Annotated in this window: 23 protein-coding genes; 9 read left to right on the forward strand and 14 right to left on the reverse strand. The window is 60.2% G+C overall.

The window, feature by feature from the left end; translation table 11 throughout:
- Window positions 1–2: 2 nt before the first annotated feature.
- The 9 genes from AC3WG5_RS11315 to AC3WG5_RS11355 all read right to left on the reverse strand — a co-directional run bounded on the left by AC3WG5_RS11315 (window position 3) and on the right by AC3WG5_RS11355 (window position 11,234).
- Window positions 3–731: a 4'-phosphopantetheinyl transferase family protein gene (locus AC3WG5_RS11315; protein WP_492568740.1), complete on the reverse strand. Its 729-nt coding sequence runs from the start codon at window positions 729–731 to the stop codon at window positions 3–5.
- A 26-nt stretch (window positions 732–757) separates the two neighbouring features.
- Window positions 758–1,774 (reverse strand): NAD(P)-dependent oxidoreductase, encoded by a 1,017-nt coding sequence (locus AC3WG5_RS11320; RefSeq protein ID WP_482581221.1) that lies wholly within the window; start codon window positions 1,772–1,774, stop codon window positions 758–760.
- Window positions 1,775–1,806: 32 nt separating this feature from the next.
- On the reverse strand, window positions 1,807–2,829 hold the full coding sequence (locus AC3WG5_RS11325; protein ID WP_492568741.1) for a TauD/TfdA family dioxygenase: 1,023 nt from the start codon (window positions 2,827–2,829) through the stop codon (window positions 1,807–1,809).
- 71 nt (window positions 2,830–2,900) lie between these two features.
- The gene (locus AC3WG5_RS11330) at window positions 2,901–5,408 is read right to left on the reverse strand and encodes a non-ribosomal peptide synthetase (protein ID WP_492568742.1); all 2,508 of its coding nucleotides are present in this window, start codon (window positions 5,406–5,408) and stop codon (window positions 2,901–2,903) included.
- Window position 5,409: 1 nt separating this feature from the next.
- Entirely contained in the window at window positions 5,410–7,866 is a 2,457-nt protein-coding gene (locus AC3WG5_RS11335) for a Pls/PosA family non-ribosomal peptide synthetase (protein ID WP_492568743.1), read from the reverse strand.
- 14 nt (window positions 7,867–7,880) lie between these two features.
- Window positions 7,881–8,894, reverse strand: a complete 1,014-nt coding sequence (gene sbnB, locus AC3WG5_RS11340) for a 2,3-diaminopropionate biosynthesis protein SbnB (RefSeq protein WP_492568745.1) — start codon at window positions 8,892–8,894, stop codon at window positions 7,881–7,883.
- Between the two features lie 11 nt (window positions 8,895–8,905).
- The gene (gene sbnA, locus AC3WG5_RS11345; RefSeq protein ID WP_492568746.1) at window positions 8,906–9,937 is read right to left on the reverse strand and encodes a 2,3-diaminopropionate biosynthesis protein SbnA; all 1,032 of its coding nucleotides are present in this window, start codon (window positions 9,935–9,937) and stop codon (window positions 8,906–8,908) included.
- 413 nt (window positions 9,938–10,350) lie between these two features.
- A complete protein-coding gene (locus AC3WG5_RS11350) occupies window positions 10,351–10,767 on the reverse strand; it encodes a cupin domain-containing protein (protein WP_492568747.1) in 417 nt (138 codons plus the stop codon).
- A gap of 29 nt (window positions 10,768–10,796) precedes the next feature.
- Window positions 10,797–11,234, reverse strand: coding sequence for a carboxymuconolactone decarboxylase family protein (locus AC3WG5_RS11355; protein ID WP_492568748.1), 438 nt, complete (start codon window positions 11,232–11,234; stop codon window positions 10,797–10,799).
- Window positions 11,235–11,350: 116 nt separating this feature from the next.
- Between AC3WG5_RS11355 and pdxR the strand changes: the two genes are divergently transcribed.
- Window positions 11,351–12,790 (forward strand): MocR-like pyridoxine biosynthesis transcription factor PdxR, encoded by a 1,440-nt coding sequence (pdxR, locus tag AC3WG5_RS11360; protein ID WP_492568749.1) that lies wholly within the window; start codon window positions 11,351–11,353, stop codon window positions 12,788–12,790.
- A 165-nt stretch (window positions 12,791–12,955) separates the two neighbouring features.
- Here pdxR and AC3WG5_RS11365 read toward each other — a convergent pair whose 3' ends face one another.
- The 4 genes from AC3WG5_RS11365 to AC3WG5_RS11380 all read right to left on the reverse strand — a co-directional run bounded on the left by AC3WG5_RS11365 (window position 12,956) and on the right by AC3WG5_RS11380 (window position 16,555).
- On the reverse strand, window positions 12,956–13,576 hold the full coding sequence (locus AC3WG5_RS11365; protein ID WP_492568751.1) for a restriction endonuclease: 621 nt from the start codon (window positions 13,574–13,576) through the stop codon (window positions 12,956–12,958).
- Window positions 13,577–13,647: 71 nt separating this feature from the next.
- Window positions 13,648–13,959, reverse strand: a complete 312-nt coding sequence (locus tag AC3WG5_RS11370) for a hypothetical protein (RefSeq protein WP_482581201.1) — start codon at window positions 13,957–13,959, stop codon at window positions 13,648–13,650.
- A 171-nt stretch (window positions 13,960–14,130) separates the two neighbouring features.
- The gene (locus tag AC3WG5_RS11375; protein WP_492568753.1) at window positions 14,131–15,312 is read right to left on the reverse strand and encodes a hypothetical protein; all 1,182 of its coding nucleotides are present in this window, start codon (window positions 15,310–15,312) and stop codon (window positions 14,131–14,133) included.
- A 982-nt stretch (window positions 15,313–16,294) separates the two neighbouring features.
- Entirely contained in the window at window positions 16,295–16,555 is a 261-nt protein-coding gene (locus tag AC3WG5_RS11380; RefSeq protein ID WP_492568754.1) for a helix-turn-helix domain-containing protein, read from the reverse strand.
- Between the two features lie 241 nt (window positions 16,556–16,796).
- Here AC3WG5_RS11380 and AC3WG5_RS11385 point away from each other — a divergent pair, with 241 nt between their 5' ends.
- The 4 genes from AC3WG5_RS11385 (at window position 16,797) to AC3WG5_RS11400 (ending at window position 19,239) form a co-directional block, all read left to right on the forward strand.
- Complete coding sequence (locus tag AC3WG5_RS11385; RefSeq protein ID WP_492568755.1) at window positions 16,797–17,297, forward strand: hypothetical protein; 501 nt, start codon at window positions 16,797–16,799, stop codon at window positions 17,295–17,297.
- Window positions 17,298–17,620: 323 nt separating this feature from the next.
- The gene (locus AC3WG5_RS11390; RefSeq protein WP_492568756.1) at window positions 17,621–18,205 is read left to right on the forward strand and encodes a helix-turn-helix domain-containing protein; all 585 of its coding nucleotides are present in this window, start codon (window positions 17,621–17,623) and stop codon (window positions 18,203–18,205) included.
- Window positions 18,205–18,735 (forward strand): GNAT family N-acetyltransferase, encoded by a 531-nt coding sequence (locus tag AC3WG5_RS11395; RefSeq protein WP_482581190.1) that lies wholly within the window; start codon window positions 18,205–18,207, stop codon window positions 18,733–18,735. Before AC3WG5_RS11390 ends, AC3WG5_RS11395 begins: the two co-directional genes overlap by 1 nt.
- 63 nt (window positions 18,736–18,798) lie before the next feature.
- Window positions 18,799–19,239, forward strand: coding sequence for a DMT family transporter (locus tag AC3WG5_RS11400; RefSeq protein ID WP_492568758.1), 441 nt, complete (start codon window positions 18,799–18,801; stop codon window positions 19,237–19,239).
- A 191-nt stretch (window positions 19,240–19,430) separates the two neighbouring features.
- Here AC3WG5_RS11400 and AC3WG5_RS11405 read toward each other — a convergent pair whose 3' ends face one another.
- Window positions 19,431–20,264 carry a class II glutamine amidotransferase gene (locus AC3WG5_RS11405; protein ID WP_492568760.1) on the reverse strand — a complete coding sequence of 278 codons (834 nt, stop codon included), beginning with the start codon at window positions 20,262–20,264 and terminating at the stop codon, window positions 19,431–19,433.
- 288 nt (window positions 20,265–20,552) lie between these two features.
- Between AC3WG5_RS11405 and AC3WG5_RS11410 the strand changes: the two genes are divergently transcribed.
- From AC3WG5_RS11410 to AC3WG5_RS11425, 4 genes are all read left to right on the forward strand, one after another.
- Entirely contained in the window at window positions 20,553–21,944 is a 1,392-nt protein-coding gene (locus AC3WG5_RS11410) for a purine-cytosine permease family protein (protein WP_492568761.1), read from the forward strand.
- A gap of 15 nt (window positions 21,945–21,959) precedes the next feature.
- Window positions 21,960–22,736 carry an SDR family NAD(P)-dependent oxidoreductase gene (locus AC3WG5_RS11415; protein ID WP_492568762.1) on the forward strand — a complete coding sequence of 259 codons (777 nt, stop codon included), beginning with the start codon at window positions 21,960–21,962 and terminating at the stop codon, window positions 22,734–22,736.
- 372 nt (window positions 22,737–23,108) lie between these two features.
- A complete protein-coding gene (locus AC3WG5_RS11420) occupies window positions 23,109–24,161 on the forward strand; it encodes a helix-turn-helix domain-containing protein (protein WP_492568763.1) in 1,053 nt (350 codons plus the stop codon).
- A 439-nt stretch (window positions 24,162–24,600) separates the two neighbouring features.
- On the forward strand, window positions 24,601–25,749 hold the full coding sequence (locus AC3WG5_RS11425) for a branched-chain amino acid ABC transporter substrate-binding protein (protein WP_492568765.1): 1,149 nt from the start codon (window positions 24,601–24,603) through the stop codon (window positions 25,747–25,749).
- Window positions 25,750–25,967: the final 218 nt, after the last annotated feature.

The following is a 25,967-nucleotide window of genomic DNA, read 5'->3' on the forward strand; positions in this document are numbered from 1 at the left end:
TTTCACCCTCGTCCATCATGGTCCCACTGGCGTTCACTCACGCGCCAGCCACGCCCCTCGATGGCCAGCGCCCCGATATAGCCCGGCGCCGGCTGGAGCGTGTACAGCGACCACGGCCTTTCCGGAGCGATCTCGCCGGAAGCGCCGTCGAGGCCTGCCGGCCCCTCACCCGGATCGGTCGTCAGGGGAACCGAAAAACCATCCAGCTGCCCGGCAAGGCCGTTGCCGCAGGCTTTCAGGTACGCCTCCTTCTTGGTCCAGCACGCGAGAAAGGCATCGGCGCAAAGCGGCTCCGGCAGCGCACTCAACTGGTCGGCCTCGGCCGCCGAGAAGAAATAGCGCGCGATGTCCGCGTAATCGGCTTGCCCCCGGAGGCGTTCAAGATCGATGCCGAGCCTGGCGTCGGCGGCGATGGCGACGAGGGCCAGGTCGCCCGAGTGGGACAGATTGAACGCGAGCCGGCCGTCGAATTCAGGGCTGAGGCCCGGTTTGCCGAAGGCGTTGTACACATAGCGTACGCTATCGGCCGGGGTCTGAAGATAGCACCCCAGGAGCGCGCGCAGCACGCCATGCGCGGCGACAAACCGCCGTCGATCACGCTCGAAGCGAAACCGTGCGCTGCGTCGGCATTCGTCGTCTGAGAGCGTCGCCTGGAGGCGCGCCGACGTTTCCGGAGAAACGTCCAGACTGGCGCGCCAGACATGCACTTCGTGGGAGGGCAGTTGAAACATGACGGACTCCCGCCTGTGACGGAGCGCTACAACTGCTCCAGCATGAGCTGAGCGATCTCCACGCCGATCCGGGCTTGGGCCTCGCGCGTTGAAGCGCCCAAGTGTGGCGTGCAGATGACATGAGGATGACGGGCAAGCCGCAGGTCGCTGGGGGGCTCCCCGGCGAACACATCGAGCGCGGCTCCGCGTACCTTGCCCGAATCGAGGGCGGCGAGGAGCGCCTCCTCGTCCACCAAGCCGCCACGCGCGCAGTTGACCAGCAGTACACCGTCCTTCATGCGCGCGATCTCCTTCTTCCCGATCACGGCGCGCCCCGCCTTGCCCGGCGGGGTGTGAATCGAAACGAAGTCGGCACACGCAAGGAGCGCCTCGAGCGAGAGCAGCTCAAGACCCTCGAAGCGCCCCACGGGCTCGGCGGCCTTGTCGGCCCCGACAACGACCATGCCGAGCGCGGCGGCACAACGCCCCAGGGCTCCCCCGATCCGGCCCACGCCGATGATGCCGAGCGTCTTGCCCGCCAATTCGATCCCGTCCGAGAACTCTTTCTTCGGCCAACGTCCCGACTTCACCGCGGCATCGGCCTGCGGGATGCGCCGCGCCAGGGCGAGAAGCATGCCCAGGGCCAGCTCGGCCACCGAGCCGGTCGAGGCCTTGGGCGTGTTCAGTACGGCGATACCCTGGGACTCCGCCGCGGCAAGGTCGATGTTGTCGGTGCCGACACCGGCGCGGACGATCAGCCGCAACCGCTGGGCCGCCGCGAGCTGCTGCGCGCCGATCCGGGTGGCGGAGCGCACGACGACGGCGTCGTAATCGCCGATCAGTTCCTCAAGCATCGCGGGCGAGAGGCCGATCCACTCGTCCACCAGCAGCCCGCCTTCGCGCATCCGCTCGACGGCCACGGCAGGGATCGGGTCACAGACCAGGACACGGGCATGCTCCACCGGGAGAACGGCTTCCGTTTCCGACTGGCGGCTCGGTCTCTGCTCGACATCCCAGAACACCGGCTCGTCCGGCAACACCGTCTCGAATTTTCCTGCTGACATTTGCAAGCTCCTTTACTGTGTGGCGGTCTTCGTCAATCGCCGGCCACCTCGATGGTCGGCGAGCAGTCGGCCACGTTCAGCGCGTCGGCCATGCCGACCAGCACCTCGCGCGGCCCCTCGAAGCGTTCCCTGGCGTGCGCGGTGCGGATGTTGTCCACCAGCATCAGGTCGCCGGACTGCCAGGCGTCGCGCACGGTGTGGGCGGTATAGACCTCGTTGATCGTTTGCACGATGTCCGGGTCGATCGGGTCGCCGTTGCCGAAACGCGTATTGAACGGCAGCCCGTCCTCGCCGTAGACGTCCACCAGGTATTCGCGCACCTCCGGGTCTATCGTCCACTCGTTGAGGAAGGCGATCTGGTTGAACCAGCAGCGCTGGCCGGTACGCGGATGGCGCACCACGGCGCTGCGGCGCTGCCAGGTGCGCAAGGCGCCGTCGGGCTGCCACTCGAAGCGGATCGCCTGCGCACGGCAGTAGCTCTCGACGGCCTGGCGCTCGCCACTGCCGAAGGCTTCGGCGATCGACGCCCCGATCTCGTCGTTGTAGTTGCGGACCAGCAGCCACCCCAGCCGCTCGAAGCGGTCGACCAGATCCGCCGGTAGCGCTCGCCCTATCACCGTCTCGTCGGCCAACGGCGTCGCGCCCTCCTCGGTGGGCGCGGTGAGACAGGCGAACAACATGAGGGAGGGAAATTCGAGCGCATAGCTGAGTTCGTGGTGCATGCACATGGGCTGGCTGGACGGCCACTTCGACGAGGAATAGAGCCCATCGGCGTAGCGCTGCCGGGTGGCGAACGCCTCCCGCTCGATCATCAGGCGACCCAGTTGCCGGAACACGACGCCCACCTCCTCCACGTCGCGCAAGCCGAGGCCGCGCACCAGCAGCGCGCCGTGTTCGACGACGGCGGCACGCAGCTCATCGCGATGCTCGGCGACCCAGCGGCGTGCGTCCGCGCTGGCGTCCACCTGCAACAGCGGCGGCTTACCGGATCGCACCTCCACATCGAGCGATGAGGTCGGCACGGAAGATGATGCGGTTGCAAAGAGTGATGACATTTCGGATTACCTCCTTTGCTGACTGATGCGGTGGTGGCGGCTGGCTGCCCTTCTGGCGCAGCCAGCCGCCGCTATGCGGACCGCGCGTCCACCAGGCCGGCCAGATCGGCGAGCACCGGGTGATCCGCCAGGTCCTTCACCGACACCGCGCGGTTCAACTTGATCGCCAGCCTCAGTGCCGACAACGAGGTGCCGCCAAGTTCGAAGAAGTGAGCCCCCCGGCCCACCTGCTCCGGCGAGATGCCGAGGATCTCGGCCCATGCGGCCGCCAGCCGTTGCTCGGTCGGCGTGCTGGCGCGCTCGCCATCGGCTTTGGCCATGCCGAGCTCGCCGGCGAGAGCCGTCAAGGCCTTCCGGTCGATCTTGCCGTTGCCCGTCAAGGGCAGCGTTCTTTGCCAATGGAACGCCGACGGCACCATGTACGTGGGCAGCGACTCGCCAAGCTGCTTTTGCAGCGCCTCGGCGTCGAGCTGCCGCTCGCCGGAATAAAAAGCCACCAGGTGCTTGCTGCGGTCTGCCCGCTCGGCGACGACGACCGCGCCGTCCCGCACGCCCGGCAAGCGCAACAGTGTGTTCTCGATCTCGCCCAGCTCGATCCGGAAGCCGCTGATCTTGACCTGCGCATCGCGGCGGCCGAGGAACTCCAGCTTGCCTTCGGGCAGCCAGCGGCCGAAGTCGCCGCTGCGGTACAACCGCTGCCCCGGGCGGTTCGGGTCGGCCATGAAGGCGCGTTGCGTGCGCTCCGGATCGTTGACGTAGCCGCGCCCGACGCAGACCCCGGAGAACACGATCTCGCCCGGTGCGCCGAGCGGCACCGGCGACAACTGCTCGTCGACGACGTAGACATGCGCATTGTTGACGGGGCGGCCGAGCGGCACGCGCTCGCGGCTGGGCACGCCGTCCATCACCTCGTGATTGGTGTCGTCAGAGGTTTCGGTCAGCCCGTACACGTTCACCAGCTTGATCCCGGGCAGGGCCGCGAACCAGCGCTGTGTCAGCTCCTTCTTCAGCGCCTCGCCGGTGACCGCCACGTAGCGCAGGTCCGACAGGGCGCGGGGGTGCTGATCCAGATAAGACAGGACGACGTCGAGATAGGACGGCACCACCTGCAGCACGTTGACCCTGGCCTCGACGATCTTGTCGACGAAACGCTTGGCGTCCAGGATCGCGTCCTGCTCCACCAGCAGCGTCCGCCCGCCGACCAACAGCGCGGACACCAGCTGCCACAGCGAAATATCGAAGCACTGCGGCGCCGTCTGGGCGACCACCGTTCCGGCACCGATGTTCAGGTCGTCGATCTTGGCGAACAGGTGGTTGAGCATGCCGGCGTGCTCGCACATCGCGCCCTTGGGCTCGCCGGTCGAACCGGAGGTGAAGTAGATGTAGGCAAGCTGATCGGGCGCGACGTCGATACCGGGATCACTATCGGGAAGGCCAGCCTCGAAAGCCGCGTCGATGAACAGCCGCTGGATGTCTCCATGGATTCCAGCTTGCGAGTCGAGCGCCTGATCCAGCATCCCGGTGCTGCCGCGTTCGGTCAGCACCAGCCGGCAATCGGCCCGGCTGAGCGTCCTCGCGATGCGGTCGGCGGGAAAGTGCGGCTCGATGGGCAGGTAGGCGCCACCGGCCTTGAAGATGGCGAGCACGGCGCTCATCCAGTCCAGGTTGCGCTCGGTCACCACGGCGACCACGCCTTCGCGCTGCAGCCCGTGCGCCAACAGCAACCGTGCCAGCTGATTGGCGCGTGCGTTGAGCTGGCGGTAGCTCAGCTGCCGGTCGCCATGCACGGCCGCCACGGCGTCCGGATGCGCCCGAACCTCCTCCTCGAACAGCTCATGGACCCGGCGCTCCGGCAGTGCGCGTTGCGGTCCGGCGAGGCCATCAAGCTGGAAACGCCGCTCCTCGGGTGACAGCAGGCACTGTCGTGCCGGCTCGGCATCCGGATCGGCCGTGATCGAGGCCAGCGCGGAAAGGTGATAACCGGCGATCCTGCCAGCGCAGCCGTCATCCATCACGTCCGTCCGGTAACGCAGCCGCAGCGCGAGCCCCTCGCCTTGCACCAGGGCGAGACGGAGCACGATGCCGTCGCCCAGCTCGGCACCGCCCGCCGGGGCGGTATCGAACACGGTTTCGAACAGGGGCTCGGTGAGGCCCAGCTCACGTCTCAGCGTCTCGACCGGAAAATTCCGGTGCAACAGCAGCGCCGACTCCGCTCGCGCGGTTTCCTGCAGCACCTGCCGCCACGAGCGGGGCCCGATCGACATCGGCAGCGGCAACGGCGGGCCGCCCGGCACGGCGTAGCCGGCGGTCACCTCGCTCTCCCCGCAGAGCGCGCCGAGCACCTTGGCGTGCGCGGTCAACAGCACCGAACTGAGCGGTACCGCCAGCTTATCCACCAGCCGGTACAGCGCCGCCGCGAGTTCATCGGGAATCGCCGCTTCCACTTCCCCGACGCCGGGTACCGGATCTAGGGTCCAGCGCGGCAGCGCGGCGAAGCCGCCGGCGAGGAGGACATCGTGCCAGAACGCCCGGCTGTGCTCGGCCGTGGCGCCGTCTTTTCGTAATGCGATAGGGTTCATCTCAGATCTCCCTGGCCGGGTTCCCGCCCCACTGAGCGTTGGCGGGCACCGTCTCCCCCTTCATCAGGAAGGAGTCCGCAGCGAGTGCCGAACCGTCGCCCATCGTCACACCGTAGTGCACGAAGGCGCCCACCCCGAGCGTGCAACCCGCGCCGAGCGCGGTATGGCCGGACTTGTAGGTCCCGTCCTCCTGCGAGTCGCACTGGATCTTGCTGCGGTGATTGAGGACGCATTCGTCCCCGATGGTGGTCAGGGTCGGCTCGGAAATATGGGTACCGTCATCGAATACCCGCTTGCCCAAGCGCACCCCGATCAACCGCCACAGCACACTCTTGAAGGGCGTGCCGTCGAAGAGGTGGAGGAAGTTGATCGGGTGCAGCTTCCAGTTGCGCTCGACCCACCAGAAACCCGGGTCGTAGATGGAGCAGATGGCCGGTGGTGGCGGGCCGAGCGCTTCGAAGCCGCGCTCCACCAGGGCGTAGTAGACCGCGGCGACAACCGCGCTCAGCGCGAAGAGCGCCGCCATGAGCGCATGGGCGAACATGTCGTAGAAAACCCGGACGGCGGCCACGTCGATGAGCACGATCAGGAAGACACCGACCCACCGGGTCAGCAGGAAAATGCCGATCGTCCGCAGGTTGAAGCGGTTCTTGGCAGCCAGGCCGCGACGCATCGCCTCACCCGTCCGCAGATGATCGAACCGGCTGTCGCGTTCGACCGAGCGCGGAATCTCGAAGGGCGGCGAACCCAGCAGGCCCACCCCCTCGCGCACCTTGCCGTCGAGCGGCACCATCACCTTGATCGCGAGCAGGCAGTTGTCGGCCGTCCGCGCCCCCGGCGGGTAGGTCACGTAGTTGCCCACGAAGTTGCGCGACCCGATCGCCGTCCGGGACACCTTGAACGAGGTGCTGGAGATTTCGTCGTTGATCAGGTACAGGCCGTCGGAGACCATCGTTCCGCTGCCCACGGTGGTGAGCAAGGGGTTCGTGGTGATCACCTCGCTGCCGAAATTCGACCCGGTCTGCACCACCGGAGACAGGCGATAGCCGATCCACTCCAGGAAGTGGACGATGTACGAACTATCGCCGAACAGCACCGGGAAGAACCTCAGCCTGCCCAAGCCCGCGATGGCGCGATGCATGGCGTAGCGGAAGCCGTAGAGCGGGTAGACCGTGTCCGGCTTGAGGAACAGGTTCAAGACACGCGGCAGGGTGCCGAGGGCCAGCAGACCGACCAGCAGCATGCCGAAGAAGAAGACCGCCGAGAACACCAGCGCCTCGGTCAGCAGCCCCCGCGCCGTCAACACCCCGCCGCTCGTTTTCAGGGCCGGGTCCAGCATCTCGACCAGCGACGACACCTGAAGGAACAGCAGGCCGAGGCCCCACTCCAGGAGCGGCGCCCACACAAAGAGGACGATGATCAAGGTCAAAGCGGCATACGCGGCTCGACGCAGCCTGCCGCACGGCGCCGGTGCCACTCTCACATAGTTGGTATCGGTGCGCTGTGCCGGGGAGCCGTGCCAGCGCTCGCCGGCCGGCACCGACTGGCCGCGATGCAAGGCGGAGGTATGACCGAGCTGTGCCCCATCGCCCATGGCCGTGTCGATGTCGAGCACGGACATTTCACCGACAAACGCGTCCCGGCCCAGCGTCACCGGCCCGGTCTCGAGCCGGCCGGCCTGCGCCCGGTAGCAGAGAAACATCGCATCCCGGCGGATCACGGTTCCGGCGCCGATCGTGAGCAGGTCGGTGCACACCGGGATGTGCCGCGACAGGATCACGACCCCCGGCCCGATTTTCGCCCCCAACGCCCTCAGATAGAAATTGTACAAGGGCGAACCGACGCATAAATAGACGCCGGGGTTCGACCAGTTCAGGGCCTTGACCACCCAGAAGCGGACATAGCCCAAGCTCCAGAGCCGGATCTGCTGCGGCTTCCAGCGGCCGATCAGCAGCCACTTCACCGCGATCGGCAGCACGCTCACGGCGAAGAAAACCACGCTGCCGAACAGGGCCAGGCGCAGCACCTTCTCGACGCCCATGGCATCGGCCACCAGCCACTGATAGCCCGCAATGGCGGCAATGACGCCAAGGTAGGAATACCCGAGGTAGAACAACGCTTGCAGCACACCGCACACGACATACTCGCGCGCGCTGGTCGGCGTCGCCGGCGCCAACGCTGCCGCCGGCGGCTTGCCGGTGGCGGGAGCCGCGTCCGCCAGCGCCGCGGCCAGGCTTCTGATCGTCGGGTGCGCGTAGATATCCTTCATCGATACCGACGGCAGGTCGCCGCGCTTTCTCAATCGCGCGCAGAAATGGGCCATCACCAACGAATCGGCCCCCAACTCCTTGAAAAAGTGACTATCGGCTGGCACATGGTCGATATCCATGACCCCGGCCAGTACCTCGGCGAGGATGCTTTCTGTACGTATGGCGGTGCCGCCGTGCTGATCCGCCATCGTCGTTACGGCCCTCATCGTACGACCTCATAGAAGAAGTCGGACAGACGCAGGTCTTGGCCGGCGGCGACCGCCTGGTCGTACACCCACTTACCGACCGCCAGGTCGAGTATCCCCATGCCGAAGGGCGAGAAGATGATCGGGCGGCGGCGATCGACCGAGCACTTCCCGAGCATGACTTCGGCCAACGTACCGGTCACGAAATCGCGGTTGCCCGTCTGTTGCAGGGCAAGATGAGGGGAGGTGTTGGCCTTCATGACGTGCTCGACATCGTCGACCACGTTCTGTGCACCCAGCAGTATCCCGGGCGCGAGATCGCGCAGGGAGATATGCAACACCAGCGGGTTGTGCTCGAACAGGGCCGAGTCGGTGATGTGGGGCGTCGCAGCGACGGTGGCGAACACGATCAGATCACAGGTCCTGATCAGCCCCTCCACATCGAGAGCCACCGTCACCCTGCGGTGCCGCTCGGGGTGGCACGCCGTCTTGATGAATTTCTCGCTCTCGAGCGGCGAGCGATCGTACAGCTGCACCTCCTCGATCTCCCACCCCGTATCGACCAGGAACTCATAGACGTAGCGGGCGATGAACCCGTTGCCCACGATGCCCAGCGAGCGCGCGCGGCGCGATTGCCCGTTCAGCCAGAACGCGGCCAAGGTGGCCGACGCGGCCGTGCGCGAGGCCGAGATGATCGAACTCTCGAGAATGGCGAAGGGATAGCCGGTGTCGTAGCGATTGAGCACGAGCACCGCCGAGGCGCGCGGGAAACCACGCTGGACGTTACCGGGAAAGCTCGCGATCCACTTCAACCCAGCCACATCGAAGCCGCCCCCGAGATAGGCCGGCAGCGCGATGATGCGGCAATCCGGCTTCTCGGGGAAACGCAGAAAGTAACTGTCCGGGTTGACGGAATGTCCGCCGGCATGCGCGAGGTAGGCGTTCTGGACGATCTCGACACAGACGTCGCGCTGGGCGCGGATGATGTCGGAAACGGTCTTGCCGTTGATGATAGACAGCTCGAATTCCATGACATTCTCCTCTACTCCAGCCTGGCCGCCCACGCGGGGTCGTATACCGTGTCGAGGTAGGGCGTGCCGCGGTCGGCGCACAGGAACAACACGGTAGGCCGCCCGGATTCCGTCATCTTCGGCGCCAGCCGCTTCACCGCCGCGAACGCCGTCCCGCTCGACCCGCCGACGAACAGCCCATGAGTCGTGAGAAGTTCCTGGCACGCTGCGACGGTTTCGCGCTCGGGAATCAAGACCACCTCGTCAACCTCCGCCTCCGCCAGCAAGGGGGGGACGATGCTCGACCCGATGCCGGGAATATGGCGTTTGTGAGGCTCCCCGCCAAAGATGACGGAGCCCTCGCTGTCGACGCCGACGATCTGGACCTTCGGGAAATGCTCCTTGAGGCGGCGCGATACACCGGCGATGGTGCCCGCCGTACTGACGGCGACGAAGACATAATCGAGCGAATCGAAATCGGCGCAGATCTCGCCCGCCGTGAGTTCGTAGTGCGCTTCTAGGGCGTCCGGGTTGCCGTACTGGTTGGTCCAGTAGGCATTCGGAATCGTGGCGCACAGGTGCTTCACCATCTGCAGGCGGGTCTTCAGAAATCCGCCGGTGTCGTCACGTTCCTCGACCTTCACCACCGTCGGGCACAAGCGTCGCAGGAAAGACTCGTAGAGGCCCGAGATGTTGGGGTCGATCACCGGAATGAATTCAAGGCCGACCAGGTGTGTGAAGGTGGCGAGCGCGTTGGCGAAGTTGCCGGACGAGGACTCGATCACCGTCGTCGCTTCGTTGATCTGCCCGCGCTCGGCGGCTCGTTTGAGTATCCAGTAAGCGGAGCGGTCCTTGATGCTCCCGATCGGGTTGACATACTCGAGCTTGGCGAAAAGATTCATCCCGGCCACGTCCAATCGCACATTGGGGGTGGGTCGCAGGGTCTTTCCGAGCATGTTGAGGCGGGAGACAAGACGGGACGCGGGCTGCCGGCCTCCCGCCGGGGGCTTGTCCAATTCTGCATCCCTACTCCGCGCGACTACCTCGTTGGCTGACAAACGCATGATCTGACTCCTATGGCAAGACCGATCAGGAGTGCTGTAAGCGTCGGCGCAGGAGCCGAAGTGAATACGCGGACACGAGTATAGAAGACGCAGCTTTCCCCCGAGCTGTGAAGACCTGTCTTCTACGCTCTTGAGTGTCCGCTAAGTAATTGATGCTGCGATGGAACGCCTCGAACATCGAGGAACCATGCGCTTATTTGAACGGGCTTTCGGCCCCCACCGTTGCACATACAGACGGTAACGTCTCCATTGAGCGGTGCGATACGGTGAACTTACCTAAGTGCGACCGAGACCGGCAAGGCAAGTTCCCATACTCGTCCGACTATTCGACCCTCCATGCCCGGGCCGCGCCGCCCCGTCGCGTGCAAACGGGCCATCGCCGTGCTGGCGATGGCCCGTTGTCTTTGCATGCCTCAGTTCGCGAAGGGAGTCGTCAACTCCGCCTCGCCCGTATCCACCACGAACACCGCGAGGAGCTTGGCTGGCTGCGTCTCGCTGGCATTGGCGCTGACGGCGTGACGGTCGCCGGGCATCTCGGCGAAGTTCTGCCCGGCCTTGTAGACCGTCACCGGCCCGTCGTTCACTCGGCTCTTGATCGCCCCCTCCAGCACCGTCGCATAGATGAAGGCGGACTTGGCATGCGTGTGACCAGGCGAGTAGCCACCCGGGCCGTATTCAACGAGCACACCCTTGATGCTCTTGCCGGGAGCATTCGGCAACTCGTGCTGGTAGACGAGGGTCACCTTGGCGTTCTTCGCCTTCGGCGCCTCCGCAAGGGCGCTGCCGAACGGTAGGGTGGCAACCAGCAGCGAACAGAGAATGCGTTTCATGGAACCTCCTGGCGGGACGACTTGCCCTGTTACGCCGGCATCTTGCGGAACGCGATGGCAAACCGGTTCCAGCCGTTGATGGCCACGATCAGCAGCGTCAAATCGGCGATCTCTGCGTCGGTGAAGTACGGCTTGACCGCCTGCCAGGTCGCATCCGGCACATGGTCCTGCGCCACCAGCGTCAGCGACTCGGTCCACTCCAGCGCGGCGCGTTCGCGGTCGGTGAAGAACGGCGTTTCACGCCACGCCGACAAGGTGGCGAGACGGCGCTCGCTCTCGCCGTTCTTGCGCGCGTCGGTCACGTGCATGTCCATGCAGAACGCGCAGCCGTTGATCTGCGAGGCGCGCAGGCGCACCAGTTCGAGCAGCGATTTTTCCAGACCGGACGTGCTGACCTGCTCTTCGAGACCCAGCATCGCCTTGAGAGCCCCCGGGCTGGCTTTGTAGAAATCGAGGCGTTGTTCCATGGCTCACTCCTTTACGTTCACGTTGCGTCCTGAAACCAGGACTATGAGCGTAAGCTTAGGCCGTACCGTGGCGTGTAAAAATAGCCAGTTTTGGGAAATTTAAGGTAACCAGTGCGATGGACATCCAGGTAACGATTCAAGGCAGCCATGACCTGGCCGGACAGATCTACCGGCAACTGCGCGAGGCCATCCTTGCCGGCCGTCTCGCCGCCGGCGAGCGCCTGCCCTCGACGCGCGACCTGGCGGCGCAGCTCGGCGTATCGCGCAAGACCACGCTCGACGTGTTCGAACGGCTGGGCTCAGAAGGCTTCCTCCAAACCCGTCCCGGCGATGGCACCTTCATCGCTGGGAGCCTGACGCGCCTGCCGCCCAAGCCGCCGCAACAGCCCGCCGCCCGCGCCACCGCCGCCCCGCTGTGGGACCAGCTTCCCCCAGGCCTGGCCCTGCCCAGACCCGGCACCACCCTGCCCTTCGACTTCATGGGCGGCGTCATCGACAAGACGCCGTTCCCCTTCGACACCTGGCGGCGCTGCATCAACCACGCCCTGCGCATACAAGCGCGGGAGCGCGGCGCCTACCGCGACCCGGCCGGCGAACAGGAACTGCGCCTCGCCATATCGCGCTACCTCGCCTTCAACCGCGCCGTTACCAGCTCCTGGCAAGAGGTCATCGTCACCCAGGGCGCACAGCAGGCGCTGGACCTGATGGCGCGCGTGGTGCTTGAACCGGGCGACGTGGTGGCGGTGGAAGACCCCGGCTATCCACCCGCCCGCGCCTGCTTTACGGCACAAGGGGGCAAGGTGGTGCCGGTGCCGGTCGATGCGGAGGGAATCATCGTCGAGCAACTGCCGACAAACGCCCGCATGGTCTACGTCACCCCCTCGCACCAGTTCCCGCTCGGCATGCCGATGAGCCTGGAGCGCCGCATCGCGCTGTTGGAATGGGCGCAACGCTCCGGCGCGGTCATCATCGAAGACGATTACGACGGCGAGTACCGTTTCGAAGGGCGGCCGATGGACCCCCTCAAGAGCCTGGACCGGGCCGGACTGGTGGCCTACGTCGGCACCTTCTCCAAAACCATCTTTCCCGACCTGCGCATGGGCTACGTCGTCCCACCTTCCTCGCTGCAGGCGGCGCTGCTCAAGGCCAAGCAGATCGGCGACTGGCACGGCTGCACCCTGACCCAGACGGCGCTGGCGAGCTTCATGCTGAACGGAGACTTCGCCAAACACCTGCGGCGCATGCACAAGCACTACACCGAACGCCGCCTGGCCCTACTCGCCCATCTCAAGGGCGAACTCAGCCCATGGCTCGACCCCATCGTCCCCGCCGCCGGCATCCACCTGATCGCCCGGCTCAGGCAGGGGCTGCAAGAACGCGACGTCATCGCCTCTGCCCGCAATGAGTCCATCGGACTGTACGGGATTTCGGCCTTTTATGCCGGTGGACCCTTACAGCAAGGGCTACTGTTCGGCTATGGCGGCATCGACACCGACGCTATTAACGTGGCGCTGGGGAGGTTGACGGTGGTGCTGCCGGGGCTAGCGCGGGGATAAACCCAATAAGCAAAGAGGTAAAACCTAGTGCGGCAAGCACCAAAATTAATCAAACATCGCTTTGTAGTGAGTTCGCTTCGGCGAGCCTAAGTGAACAATCTTCGACTGAGGTAACCAGCTTGCACAGCTTTATACGGAAGGTCCGGTTGGCCGAGGGGTTGAATCTTAGCTCCACCACTCGAAACCATTTGCTTGCAAATATCTAAGAAACTCCGCGGCCTTCGCCTTTGCTTCCTCAACGTTATCAACGTTAATCACCACAATTTCGACTTCTTCAAATTCGTTGCATGCAAGGCGTATTTCATTGTGGCTCATTGGGTACATCCACAATGGCTCTTTGCCACCAGCAAGCTCTGGGATTGATTCGAGCAGCTCAAGCTTATGAGCATTAACCTGGCGTCGGAAATCTAATTCTTCCCAAATGTATGCCTTGAATGGATAGGTCCCTGATGCGACAGCCAACCAGTCTCGTAGGTTCGCTGACACTGTCGATGTAACGATTATTAGAAGCGAGTCGATCTTGTGCTCAAGCGCCGCATCAAGCAATTCCTTTAGCTCAGACTTGGATAGAGAGAATTTTGTATATCGCTTACACTGGATCATCCATCGTTCGTGGCGTTGTACACCTGGAACGGGCGCATCTAGCCTTTCAGCGATGATGTCTCGCCCTTTGTCGCCCCCCGCCTCACCGTACCACTTGATGTTGGTGAAACCAGTCTTCTGAAGAACGGCAGCACAGAGCTTTTCAAACAAAGCTGGGGAGACTTGCTTCCAATCGGTAATCATGAGACTCCCTACTGTCAAGAGCCATGGCCCTTTGCGTCTCTAACGGTTTTCAGCTTAGGCTCCCTGAAGAATTAATCTTTTCGTTTGGATTTGATTTGGTTGAATGTTATCAATGTCTGGCAGAATGCGACAACATCACCCATTGAACGAATAGAGTGGAGGGCAGGCCCCCATTCCTCTGGAGCCCCCTCAAAGTGGTGAACTTGTAGCCATCCCTCTTCTGCTGCACGAGGGTGAGTAGAATCCTTTATTTGAAACGCAATGCCGTGCTTGGTTCTGTCAAAGTAAACGTAAATGGCGGAGTCGGCGTATGAGCCTTCAGTCTCATACCCATATTCGTCTCCAATTTCTAAAATAAGGCGTTTTGCCAATTTTTTATTCATATCAAATCCTTGTTTTTGACGACCATTTAGCGGACAGCCTTTGCGGGTGGTCCATTGTTGGCGGGCTTAAATATAACCACGCAAATTAGTTGATAACTATTAGTTTCTCCCAACGACTAACGTTCAAATCAATCGAAAAGTCCGTCTGCCTGAACGACTTGTTAGCCATTTCTAGCCATCAGAAAGTGAGGCTTTAAAATTAGGATAGAAGATCGAAATTGGATTATCAACAGCATCTGGATCATCGAGGGCGCGCCGCACTTGACTGGCTATTTCTGATTTGTAGATTTCCATTCGAGGAACCAGAGAGTAAATATCTGTGGTGTCGATCTTGATAGTTCTGGTCTGACTGAGATCAAAAGGAATTCTGTCGGCAGCTCTAACGATTTGTACTACCGGAAGTCTTGCAGCGTGTCTAATCGCAAGCTCGTAGAAAACGTTTGGGTTGTGAAATGACAAGTCCGCGATAACGAGCCGAGACCGAATGAGGTATTCGATGATTTGTCGGGTAATTGTTCCAGGCTTGTCGATTGCATCGGCGCGAACGACCTTCAGGTGAAACTGCTCAAGTGCCGGCTCTACCAGTGAGCTCAGAAATAAGTCTGAATGTTTGCGCTGTTCGGAGCCCTCTTCGCCAATTGGAGTGACATAGAAGCATGTCGTCTCAAACTTGGCCTGCTCAGTGGTCATCAAATGCGCAGCTGGACGGACAGTTGTTTGCGATGCGAAATCGCCACCGTCTGGAGCCTTGAGCAATGTTGCCGGCAGACGGTCTAGGAGATGTTCTGTGGTTACAATGCGCTCGGCTCCCGAAAGCATTTGCAACAGACCAACGTATCGAAGATTTAGAATAAAAGTATCTACCGCTTCTTCTGCTGCCCCTGTCTCTACTCCACTTTCTACGACTGCATCTATGAGCACGGTTTTCGCTGGAAGTTTGTTTCCTTTGAATCTGTCGTACAACTTCTGGAATGGCTCAATCGACGTAACGGCTAGATTGACACGCGCCTTGATCTGATCTCGCTTCGAAACCTCGTCATCTACAGCCTTGATGCCCTCGGCTGTCAGCTTAATTTGCTCTGCGGCGTAGCTTCCTTCGACGAGGCCATACTTACCTGCGTTGGTAATGAGCTGTCGACTTGAGCTGCTCTCAGGAGATTTTCCGAGGTGATCGAATAGAGACAATCTGCGGACCGGCTGGCCACTTCCGAATACCAATATTTGCTTTGCAAACTCTGCAGCCTCCTCAAAGGCGCAGGCTGGAAATGACCTCACAATACGCTTTCGCTTTTTATTAACGGCCGAAGTTACTCTGGATGAAACCTCCTTCTCGGCATCGCTTGGCTCACTCACTTTATTTTCCCCTAATCTGATGGTTATTAATGACTAAATTTCTATATCACAGGCTCCGCGCTTGCTTTTGCGCGAGGTCCGAGTGCACTGTTGAGTTAGACCGTGGGATGCCCCCCTGCGCGAATGCGTGCTTCAAAGGATGTCAGGATACTTCGGCGAAACATGAATTCACAAAAGAAGTCTATGAGGGACTACGATCCGAACAAGACAAATGAGATTGAAACGATCACCCAGTAAATACGATCAGTTTTGATCGGATCTACAAATCCCCATAGCCAAGTAACAATAAGGAACACCGTCGCTGAAGTAAAACCCCAAAGAATGGGTGAACAGAACTGATCGCCCAGCACTACGCCAGGCCGAGCGACGCAGTTTGCGCTTTGCTTGTAGAACTTCGTCCAATGTAAGGTAGGAGGGCATCGGTGGTCATTGGCTTCACAGCCTAACTAGAAGTAGGCACCCTAAAAGGTGCATTCACATGCACCGATCATGTCGCATAAAAATGCCAACGTCAACGAAGGTTCTTGCCTACAAACGCTTTCTATCTTGTCTATGCATTTAGACACCCTAAAACATCGAGCAAACACACCTCTGCCCGGGTGTCAGCTAAGTGATGCCGAACGGGTTGCATGCCGCTCATAGTGGAGGGCCGCTTTACAGTTCAAAGCAGCAAATGACTACTTGTAAGGCGGAGAGGCTACAAAAGCGTGAAAGGGGTGGATGCCAGGTTAGTAGCAGAAAGCGGTCGCTCCGGCCTACTAGTGGTAATGGACGGCCAGTTTGACCGAACGGCCACCTGTCCTTAGGGCGACGGGGCCGATTCGGTCATTGTGGCCGTTGGCACTCACTGTCCTGTGTGACAGCAGCGCAGCGGTTACCGGACGTAAGGTACAGGACGGGGTGGTGTCCCAACTTATAGAGCGACGGTACTGCCAAGTAAACAGCACTACTCCCAGGGCAACATGCCGTTGCCCGTCTTAACTTACAGGCCGGCCTCAGCCAAGATTTCTGAAGGCTTGGATTGCAACGCCTTGGCAATCCTCAGCACGTTCAGCAACGTGACGTTTCGCTCCCCTCTTTCGATCTTCCCCATGTGGGAACGATCTATATCGGCAAGATCAGCCAAAGCCTCCTGAGAAATCTGCAGGGCTTTCCTACGGGCTCTGATGGCGGCCCCCAACAGGACGAGCTGACTGTCCTTATCCGTTTTGACTGAGACTCTTGGCATAACGCCAATCGTCAAGCTATGATTCCTCTACGACCACGGTATTTACGACCCAATTTTAGTTTAAATGACAGAGCCCAGCCTATCTCGCAAGTCAGAGGCTTGAGTCATGAACCGAGGCCAAAGGGGACTATGGAATGCTCGAAATGACTAACTGCCGGTCGGCAGCCGTACTGGGGAGCACACCAACGGCTTCGCTGGAGGAGGCCGACACCTCAATCATCAAAGCGTCGGCGGCTCAGGAAAAAGGAGCCCAACCATGGTATTGAACCCGCGGCACCGAACCGCCCGGCCCGGCACTGCACTCGCCGTGACCGAGCTATTCACTCAATGTCGGCACGTGGTGAGTTACATCGCCGGCGAACAGAACAGCCTGCCCTTCTCTATCGTGATCGGGCAAGCAACCCTCTGCCAGCAACCGGAGTCGCTCGCCCTGTCCTTCGAGAAATTCCTCGATACCCAAGCTCTGGCCCGGCCGCTGACAGGCCAGATCGATCTCACCGCCCCGCTGCAGTTGTTCGGCCTCCGCCTGAAAAACGGCCAACCCGACATTGTCTGGCCGTGGACAGACCACTATCAGACCGCACTGTGCCGGTCCCTTCGCAACAGACCATTACGGTTCGATCAGTACGAACGTCCGCTGCCTGATCTCCACGCCCAGCAGCTCTACATCGCCCAGCACTGCAATCTGATCTGGCACGACACCAGCAGCTTTGCTACCTGGATCATCCGCCACGGGCACCGCTGGAACCTGCCTTAGCGCCTAATGGAGAAGTATTGATGTCCCTCCCTGTTCGCCCGAATGGCCAGCAGTGCCATATTTCCGGGTACCCCTTCCTCCTCTTGGCTACGACGGCCTTGGGTCTCTCCGTCGTGTCGCGGCGGCCAGGAGAAACACCGACACATACTCCTGCCGATTCGCCACGACGCCCGCCAGCGCCCCCATCAAGGATCGCCCCGGCGCCAGATCTGGTCAAGGCGACACCATTACCCCTCTTCGTGAAAACCCTCACCAAGCCGTCGTCACTGGTGCCTCGCAATAAATTCTTGTTTGATAGATTTTAATTCCTGTATATTGGAATTATGAATCTAGACACCCGCCTCGCCAAACGCATCCACTCCCTGCGAAAGAGCCGCGCTTACTCCTTGGAAAAGCTCGCCGAGCTCAGTGGCGTCAGCCGCTCGATGATTTCGCTGATCGAGCGTGCAGAAACCAGTGCCACTGCGGCGGTGCTCAATAAACTTGCCGATGCGCTGGGCGTCAGTCTGGCCTCGCTGTTTTCCGAAGAAGCAGAAGCGCTTGTGGCCTCGCCACTATCGCGCGCTGAAGAACAACCTGTCTGGCAAGACCCTGCGTCCGGTTACCTTCGACGCCAGTTGTCACCACCTGGCTATGGGTCTCCGATCGAGTTGGCCGAAGTGACCTTCCAGCCCGGGCAAAAGGTAACTTTTGACAATGCGATGCGCAGCATCGTCACGCACCAGCAGATCTGGATGCTCGATGGCGAAATGGACATCACAGTAGAGGGACGGACATGGCATCTCCAGCCTGGCGACTGCCTGGCGATGGTGCTTGGCCAACAGATCGTGTTCCACAATCCCACTTCACGTTCGGCGCGTTACCTCATCGCGCTGACCGCAACACCATCCTCGACAGGGAGACAGTAATGAGTGAGCACAGGCTTGTTGATTGCGATTTTGACCGTCATGCGGCAGCCATCCTGGATATCTTCAATGACGCCATCGTCAACTCGACCGCGTTATACGACTACAAGCCCCGCCCGGCCGAGAGCATGGTGAGCTGGTTTGAAACCAAGAGAAAAGGCGGTTTTCCCGTCATCGGCGTTGAAGACAGCGATGGCCAGCTGCTGGCATTTGGCAGCTACGGCACCTTCCGGGCCTGGCCGGCATTCAAGTACTCGGTTGAACACTCCGTCTACGTGCACAAGGATTATCGTGGCCAGGGCCTGGGCAACACGGTGATGAAGGCACTGATTGCCGCCGCGCGGCAAAACGATGTGCACGCCATGATGGGCGGCATCGACGCCAGCAACGCCGGCAGCATTGCCCTGCATGAACGGCTGGGCTTCAAGCACGTCGCCACCCTGCCCGAGGTGGGTTTCAAGTTTGGCCGCTGGCTTGATCTGGCCTTCTATCAGTTGCTGCTGGATACGCCGCATACGCCTGTGGATGGCTAATGCCCGGTGCCGGTTGGTGATCTTGGTGCCGGCGCCAAGGCTGGCAGGCAAGGAGCGCAGATCATGAATGCTTATCTTGTTTTCCCCCTGCTGACCGCAGCTGGGGTGGCGCTGGTGATACAAAACCTGTTGATGGTGCGGATAACCGAGTCCGTCTCGACAGTAATCATTACGCTGGTCATCAACTCCGCAATGGGGCTGGTGCTGTTGTTGGGCACCTTGCTGGCCCGCAATGGCTTGGCGGGCGTCAGTGAAACCATCCAGGCGATCCGCCCCTGGGTTGTTTTGCCTGGCCTGCTGGGCTCGTTTTTTGTCTTTGCCGGTATCGTGGGCTACCAGTCGGTTGGGGCATCGGTGACCATTACCGTGCTGGTCGCCAGCCAGCTCGGCACCGGCCTGCTGGCGGATGCCTACAAGGCACAGACGCCACCCAGCGCCATCTCGCTGCTGGGGGCCGCGCTTCTCATCGCCGGCGCAGTCCTTATCCTTCGGGGGAAGGGGTAAAAGCATGCAGGTCGATCCTGCCCCTGCGGGCATTGCGATCAGGCCACATGCGGATAAAGAGAAGACTCCGATGCCGCGCAGAACAATGTACGGCGACCCTACGTCGGCCCCGAACGCCCCAGCAAAGCCACACACCGACCGCGCCTCTATCATCGACGCAGAATGAAAATCGTCCAGGCGACCCTGGCGCCTCAGGGCAGATGAGGGTTGAAGCGGTGCTGCATGATCGTGCCGGCACGCGCCACAATGGCGGTTTGCTCCGGCACCTCCTCCCACACCTCGGGCAGGTCGACAAGCGGTTCGGACAGCACGAGGAAGGCATCGTCGCCGGCCGCCGTGATACGCGGGTCGTCCGGATACAGTTCGTGCAGGTGGTGAAACGACGTGCTGTGAAACAGCGAGCGCGACTGTGTCTCGCTGGAATAACGCACGGCGACCATCTGCTGCCCATCGGTCGCGCACATCGTCATGGTCAGCGGCGCTTCCACCCCATGGCGCCGCCCGGTCTCCTCGACCAGCGCCGCCATCCGCTCCAGCGCCGGCACCGGCTCGGTCGCCAGGCCATACGTCAAGGCGAGAAAGAACAACAGCTCGGAATCGGTCGTCCCCTCTATCGAGGCAAACAGTTCGGGGGCCACCGCCAGCATCAGGTCGCGACGCACGGCGTGGTAGTTGCGCACCAGACCATTGTGGACGAACAGCCAGTGCCCGTGCCGGAACGGATGGCAGTTGGTCTCCTGCACCGCCGTATCGGTGGCGGCGCGGATATGGGCCAGAAAAAGCGGCGAATGGATGGCGCGCGCCGCCTCGCGCAGGTTGGGGTCGTTCCACGCCGGGTGCACGCTGCGGTAGCGATATGGCGTTTCGCCTGGGCGCCCATACCAGCCGAGGCCGAAGCCATCGCCATTGGTGGTCGAGACGCTGAGCCGTGAGTGCAGGCTCTGATCGATCAAGGAATGTTTTGCTTGAAACAGCACCGTTTCAAGCGGAACGGGGTTTCCCGAGTAAGCGAGCCAGCGGCACATGATCGGACTCCGGGGTGAAAATCCATTATGGCACTGTCCCATCTCCATATTGGGCGCCAGGTGGGTGCCCCACACGTTAACGTCGCTCAAGGCCTGCAACAGCGGACCTCCCGCTCCTTCCGTCAAGTACGGCTGACCAATCCATACAATGTTTTCCACCCTTGCCAATATCTGATAGTGGCTGCCACTGCCTTGACTTAGATTTTCCCCCATGGATCGCTGGCTCATCTTTTCGACTGAGTGCGGTCTTACGGAAAAAATTTATTACACATCCGGACGGGGAAATATATGGAGATCGAAAACAGAAGTGTTGAGTTCATTCCGGAGAATGAACGTTATGGTTCAGCCAAACGGCTGTTTACCATTTGGTGCAGTGCCAATATGCAAGTGACAACCATGGTGATTGGTGCGCTGGGCGTGGTGGCAGGGCTTAACCTTGGCTGGACATTCATCGGGCTAGTCCTGGGCAACCTGATCGGCTCCATCTTCATGGCCGCCCACTCCGCGCAGGGGCCGCATCTGGGCATTCCGCAGATGATTCAAAGCCGGGCGCAGTTTGGCGTGATCGGCGCCGGGGTGCCGCTTGCCATTGTGGTGCTGGCGTACATCCTGTTCACCGCGGCCAATGGCGTGGTGATGCGGGACTCCATCAAGGCAGTGGTGCCTGTCTCGGATAATGACGCGATTATCCTGTTCGGCGCACTCACGCTGGTGGTCGGTTTCATCGGCTATGAGCTGATCCACAAAATCGGCGCCCTCATGAGTGCCATTTCCGGCGTCATTTTTGTGATCGCCGCCTATATCGTGCTGCAGAAAGGCCTGCCGGCCGGTGTGTGGATGGTATCGGGCAGCACCTTCAAGTTTGCCACTTTCTGTCTGGTGGTAACCCAGGCTGCCTCGTGGACCTTGGGTGCCGGTCCTTACGTGGCCGATTACTCGCGTTATCTGCCATCCCATATCTCTACCCGATCGACTTTCTGGTACAGCTACCTGGGTATTGTGGTCGGCTCCACCGTTGTCATGCTGCTGGGTGCCATCATGGCCGCCGCTGCGATGGATGTCACCACCGATCCGGGCAGCGCCATTGCCAAACTGTTCCCGGAACATCAGCAGCTGGCGTACTACGTGATCATCATCGGCGTGCTGGAATGGAACGTGATGAATCTGTACAGCTCGTACATGTCCACCACCACCATCTTTACCGGCTTCAAGGGCGCCACCAAGGTTGGCATGCTGTCCAAGTTCGTCATCATGGCCATCGTCGCCGTTATCGTGACCTGGATCGCCATTGCCGCCCAGTACAACTTCAACGCCTACTTTAGCGACATCCTGATTGGCCAGGTTTATGTGCTGGTGCCATGGAGTGCCATCAACCTGGTGGATTACTACCTGATCCGCAAGGGCCGTTACAGGGTGCCGGCGATGTATGACGTCAATAGCATTTACGGCAAGGTGAACTGGAATACCCTTTCCATCTATGCAATTGCCGTGGTGGCACAGATTCCGTTCATGGAGCTGTCTTTCTACAAGGGTCCGATTGACCAGGTGGTGGGTACCGATATTTCCTGGCTGCCGGCTCTGGTGATTCCTGGCGTGTTGTACTACCTCGTCAACCGCAACAAACAGCTGCATCTGGACGTGTTTGAAAGCGCCGAATTGGCCTCTGAACCCACTCGCTAAACAGGCAGGATAAACATGTCGAATATGTCAGGACGCCTTGCCGACAAAACAGCCATCATCAGTGGTGGAGCCAGTGGCTGCGGTGCGGCAGCAGCAGAACTCTTTGCCCGCGAAGGTGCAAAGGTGGCCATTGTGGATCGGAATATCGAGCTGGCCAGAGCGGTGGCCGCAGAAATTCGCGATCAGGGAGGAGCGGCATCGGCGCACTACGCTGATGTGGCCCAGCAAGCAGAAGTCATTGCGGTGATTGCAGAAATACAGGCCCGCTACGGTGACGCCGATATTCTGTTCAACCATGCCGGAACGCTGATTGTAAAACCCTTTCTGGAGATTCAGGAAAGCGAATGGGACTGGCTGATGGGGGTCAACGTCAAAAGCATGTTCCTGATGACGCAAGCCGTATTGCCCCAGATGCTCAGAAAAGGCAAAGGCAGCATTGTGTGTACCTCGTCGATTTCTGCGGTCTGCGCCACACCCGGCGAGGTGCTCTACGATGCCACCAAAGGCGCTTGTCACATGTTTGCCAGAGCCATTGCGGTGGAGTATCGCGACAAAGGCATCCGCTGCAATGCCATTGCCCCCGGCTTTATCCGCACGCCGCATGGCATGAAGGAATTGCAAGATCTTCAGGCCATGGGCGTGGATGTCGGCGAAGCCGCGATTATTCAGCAACAGGGGCGGCTATGCGAGCCTTCCGAAGTTGCCAGTGCCGCCTTGTTCCTGGCATCTGACGAATCCAGCTTCGTGAATGGCACGCATCTGTTTGTCGATAACGGGCTCTCTGCCATGTAGCGTCCCAGAGTCGGTTTTACCGTAACGTCACCTCAATCACTTGAGGTGACGTTTTTTGCATTCTTGTTGTCGCAGGCACGGCATCCGCTGGAGCAAAAATTGCTTGATAGTATTGGGTCGCCTGCGACCGGTGATGCTGGCGCTGAAATCGTCACATGCCATGCTTGCGTGCAGCGCCTCGTGGCGCAGGTCGAACTGGTCGCTCCAGATCACAAAGACAGATGACATTCAGGTTTTTGCGTTGTCTTCATGTGGCTGGCCTCGCTGCAGATTGCTGTCATGGCGCGGCTGATGAAACCTGAACAGGCATCCCGTGATGAATTGCCCAGTGGAGCAATGGCGGAGCCAGTTTGCTGATTTGCGCTTGCAAGATTGCAATCCATCGTCGAATTTGAAAGATGCCATATGCCAAAAGATAGGCAAGATTCACATGCCTTGCAGGCCGCACAGCATGCCTCTTTTTGCGTGAGTGCCAATGTGGAAGATCAGGCCCGCTCATTTTCGGAGTGGGATCTCTCGTACACCCAGATATCCAACGGTGTCTTTCGTGGCTCTTCGGCAATTGCCTCTGCGGGCGGACTGTATTTTCTTGTCGAAGACTTGAACAAAAAAATACTGCAACGAGGAGCGGTTCCCGCAAACAGGCTTGCCATTGGCATTCCCCTGGAGCTGGAAGGCCACTCCCGGATGTGCGGCGAGCAAAGCACAAGAGATACCCTGCATGTATTTTCCTGCTATTCCGACTTTGAGTTTTTATCACCCGAGCGCCATGTGGTTGCCAATGTTGAATTTGATCTTCCGTCGCTAAGCTCGGAATTGACGCGGCAGCTAGGGCAGACACTGCATACAAAATTGTCGTCGCCCGTTGTCTTGCTGAGCCCCGATACGGCAGAAAACACCAGGCTGCTATTGCGGCAAGCGTTGGGGTCGATTCAGGTGAGTGAGGTAGCTTCCCCTGAGCAGTACAAAGAGCGGCAGTCCTTGCTGGAGCGGAATTTACTCTATGGCCTGATGGAGGCCGTGTCCGACTTTCCGGAATTGGCGGCGGATCGTTCTCCGAAATCAAGCAAAAATTGGGAGCTGGTCAAGCGGGTGCAGCAGTTTTTGCAAAACCCGGACTCATGCGTTCTTTCGATTGCCGAGCTTTGCATCGAGCTGAACCTGAGCCGCCGCACCATCCAGTATGCCTTTGAAAACGCTATTGGAACAAACCCGGCCAAGTACCTTAGGGCTGTGAGGCTGAATCATGTCCGGCATGATTTGATGCGTGGGCTGTCTGTGACGGAAGCCGCAATCCGCTGGGGCTTTTTGCATCTAAGTGCTTTCGCCCACGATTATCGTGTCTTTTTTGGCGAACTTCCTTCCACCACCTCTAAACGCTATGGCTACGCCCAATCCTTGATGGCCCATCAGTCATCAGATTAAAGCGCATGATGACAATCGCGCATGGCGACATCTTCGGGCCGACATACCGTCTACGGTCAGCACAGTGTGCGCTTTTACACACGGCACAAGGCAATACCGCCTCGCCGTTCACTGTCCCGAATCTTTGATTACCGAAACTCGAATTCCAAGGTAAGCGCACCTTGATTCCCGCGAACGCGACATTCTTTCTTTGTCGACCCGTCAGAGCTATGCGGCAACCAACCTTGGCCGGCACCTGATTTCAAACGCCCTCGCGACGCATGTCCAAAAAAGAACAAAACCTGTCGAATGGCGACCAAAAACTATGACGTGCGCACGTTACAAATGACAAAGACGTTCATTTTTGCCACCCCAGTCTGCCATTCGGGATTTACAGGATGAGCAGACGACATTGGCGACGCAGCACTTGCCAATGAAAACATGTCTACAGCGGAGAAACATGATGGCCGACGTTCGTCACTTTCGTACCAAATTTGTTTTCGCAGCAGGATTGGCGCTCACCCCTCTACTGGGGTTCGCGGCAGAAGAAATGACCGTCAAGATCGGGCTCACCGGTCCGCTCACCGGTCCGCAAGCCGCTATCGGTAAAGACCATGAAAATGGTCTGAGAATGGCAATGGATCGCCTCAATGCCCAAGGCATCGTCGTGGGCGGCAAGAAAGTGCGTTTTGAGATGATGTCGGAAGACGATGGCGCCGACCCCCGCACCGGTATGACGGTAGCGCAGCGATTCGTCGATGCCAACGTCAAGGCCGTGATCGGCCCCTACAACTCGGGCGTGGCCATCCCCATCTCCAAGCTCCTCAACGACGCGGGCATCGTGATGGCAACCGTCGCCTCCAACCCGAAGGTCACCCAGAACGGCTACCCTTACGTTTTCCGGATCGGTGCCAGCGATACCCAACTGGGTACCAAAATGGGGGTATTCGCTGCCAAAAACCTCAAAGCGAAGAGTTTCGCCATCATCGATGACCGTACGGCTTACGGGCAAGGTGTCGCCGACGAATTCATCAAGGCGGCAAAAGCCAACGGTATCCAGATTGTCGCCCGGGAATTCACGACGGACAAATCGACCGACTTCTCGGCCATTCTGACCAGTATCAAAGCCGCCAAACCGGATGGCATTTTCTACGGGGGCTATTACTCGCAAGGTGGGCCGATGCGCCGCCAGATGGCGCGCCTGGGACTGAAAGCGTATCTGCTGGGAGGCGATGGCATCTGCAACGAAGAGTTGGCCAAGCTGGGGGGGACCACCGTCGATGGGGGCGTTTATTGCCCACAGGGCGGGCCGGTGCTCGAGCAGACCAGCGAAGGAAAGCAATTCACCACCGAGTACAAAAAGCGCTTCAGCGTCGAGCCGCTCGTCTATGGTGCGTCCATGTATGACGGCCTCAACATCATCGCCAAGGCCATGCAGAAAGCCAACTCGGTGGAGCCCAAGCAATACCGCGCGGCACTGGCGGCCATCAGCCAGCAGGGCGTAGCCGGCACCTACCAGTTCGACGACAAGCGGGACCTCAAGAACTCCCCCATCACCGTGTACTCGTTCAAGAATGGTCAGCCGGTCCCGGTAGCCGAGGGTAAATAGCCACCAACACACAGTACGACCCTGCACGTGATCGGTTAAACGACGAGCGAGCGAGGAATGCTTATTTAAGAGATTAATGTTGTTGCTGTGGGGGTATGGCCCTTTGTCCCGCCGCTCGATCTGAGCGGCGGTTTTTTTTTGCGGGCGCTGTGGCCGGGCACGCCAACGCATGCAATCCAGACCGGCTTTAAGAGGCTGGATTCTTGACGAAATCACAG

It is taken from the genome of Pseudogulbenkiania sp. FW507-F1 (assembly GCF_058781125.1).

Bases quoted from the DNA above. Each gene is read 5' to 3' on its own strand.
- AC3WG5_RS11355 (WP_492568748.1), bottom strand. From the start codon at position 11,234: ATGGAACAACGCCTCGATTTCTACAAAGCCAGCCCGGGGGCTCTCAAG.
- AC3WG5_RS11390 (WP_492568756.1), top strand. From the start codon at position 17,621: ATGAATCTAGACACCCGCCTCGCCAAACGCATCCACTCCCTGCGAAAG.
- AC3WG5_RS11395 (WP_482581190.1), top strand. From the start codon at position 18,205: ATGAGTGAGCACAGGCTTGTTGATTGCGATTTTGACCGTCATGCGGCA.
- AC3WG5_RS11405 (WP_492568760.1), bottom strand. From the start codon at position 20,264: ATGTGCCGCTGGCTCGCTTACTCGGGAAACCCCGTTCCGCTTGAAACG.
- AC3WG5_RS11370 (WP_482581201.1), bottom strand. From the start codon at position 13,959: ATGAATAAAAAATTGGCAAAACGCCTTATTTTAGAAATTGGAGACGAA.
- AC3WG5_RS11325 (WP_492568741.1), bottom strand. From the start codon at position 2,829: ATGTCATCACTCTTTGCAACCGCATCATCTTCCGTGCCGACCTCATCG.
- AC3WG5_RS11385 (WP_492568755.1), top strand. From the start codon at position 16,797: ATGGTATTGAACCCGCGGCACCGAACCGCCCGGCCCGGCACTGCACTC.
- AC3WG5_RS11365 (WP_492568751.1), bottom strand. From the start codon at position 13,576: ATGATTACCGATTGGAAGCAAGTCTCCCCAGCTTTGTTTGAAAAGCTC.
- AC3WG5_RS11320 (WP_482581221.1), bottom strand. From the start codon at position 1,774: ATGTCAGCAGGAAAATTCGAGACGGTGTTGCCGGACGAGCCGGTGTTC.
- AC3WG5_RS11400 (WP_492568758.1), top strand. From the start codon at position 18,799: ATGAATGCTTATCTTGTTTTCCCCCTGCTGACCGCAGCTGGGGTGGCG.
- pdxR (WP_492568749.1), top strand. From the start codon at position 11,351: ATGGACATCCAGGTAACGATTCAAGGCAGCCATGACCTGGCCGGACAG.
- AC3WG5_RS11415 (WP_492568762.1), top strand. From the start codon at position 21,960: ATGTCGAATATGTCAGGACGCCTTGCCGACAAAACAGCCATCATCAGT.
- AC3WG5_RS11330 (WP_492568742.1), bottom strand. From the start codon at position 5,408: ATGAACCCTATCGCATTACGAAAAGACGGCGCCACGGCCGAGCACAGC.
- AC3WG5_RS11350 (WP_492568747.1), bottom strand. From the start codon at position 10,767: ATGAAACGCATTCTCTGTTCGCTGCTGGTTGCCACCCTACCGTTCGGC.
- sbnB (WP_492568745.1), bottom strand. From the start codon at position 8,894: ATGGAATTCGAGCTGTCTATCATCAACGGCAAGACCGTTTCCGACATC.
- AC3WG5_RS11425 (WP_492568765.1), top strand. From the start codon at position 24,601: ATGATGGCCGACGTTCGTCACTTTCGTACCAAATTTGTTTTCGCAGCA.
- sbnA (WP_492568746.1), bottom strand. From the start codon at position 9,937: ATGCGTTTGTCAGCCAACGAGGTAGTCGCGCGGAGTAGGGATGCAGAA.
- AC3WG5_RS11315 (WP_492568740.1), bottom strand. From the start codon at position 731: ATGTTTCAACTGCCCTCCCACGAAGTGCATGTCTGGCGCGCCAGTCTG.
- AC3WG5_RS11335 (WP_492568743.1), bottom strand. From the start codon at position 7,866: ATGGCGGATCAGCACGGCGGCACCGCCATACGTACAGAAAGCATCCTC.
- AC3WG5_RS11410 (WP_492568761.1), top strand. From the start codon at position 20,553: ATGGAGATCGAAAACAGAAGTGTTGAGTTCATTCCGGAGAATGAACGT.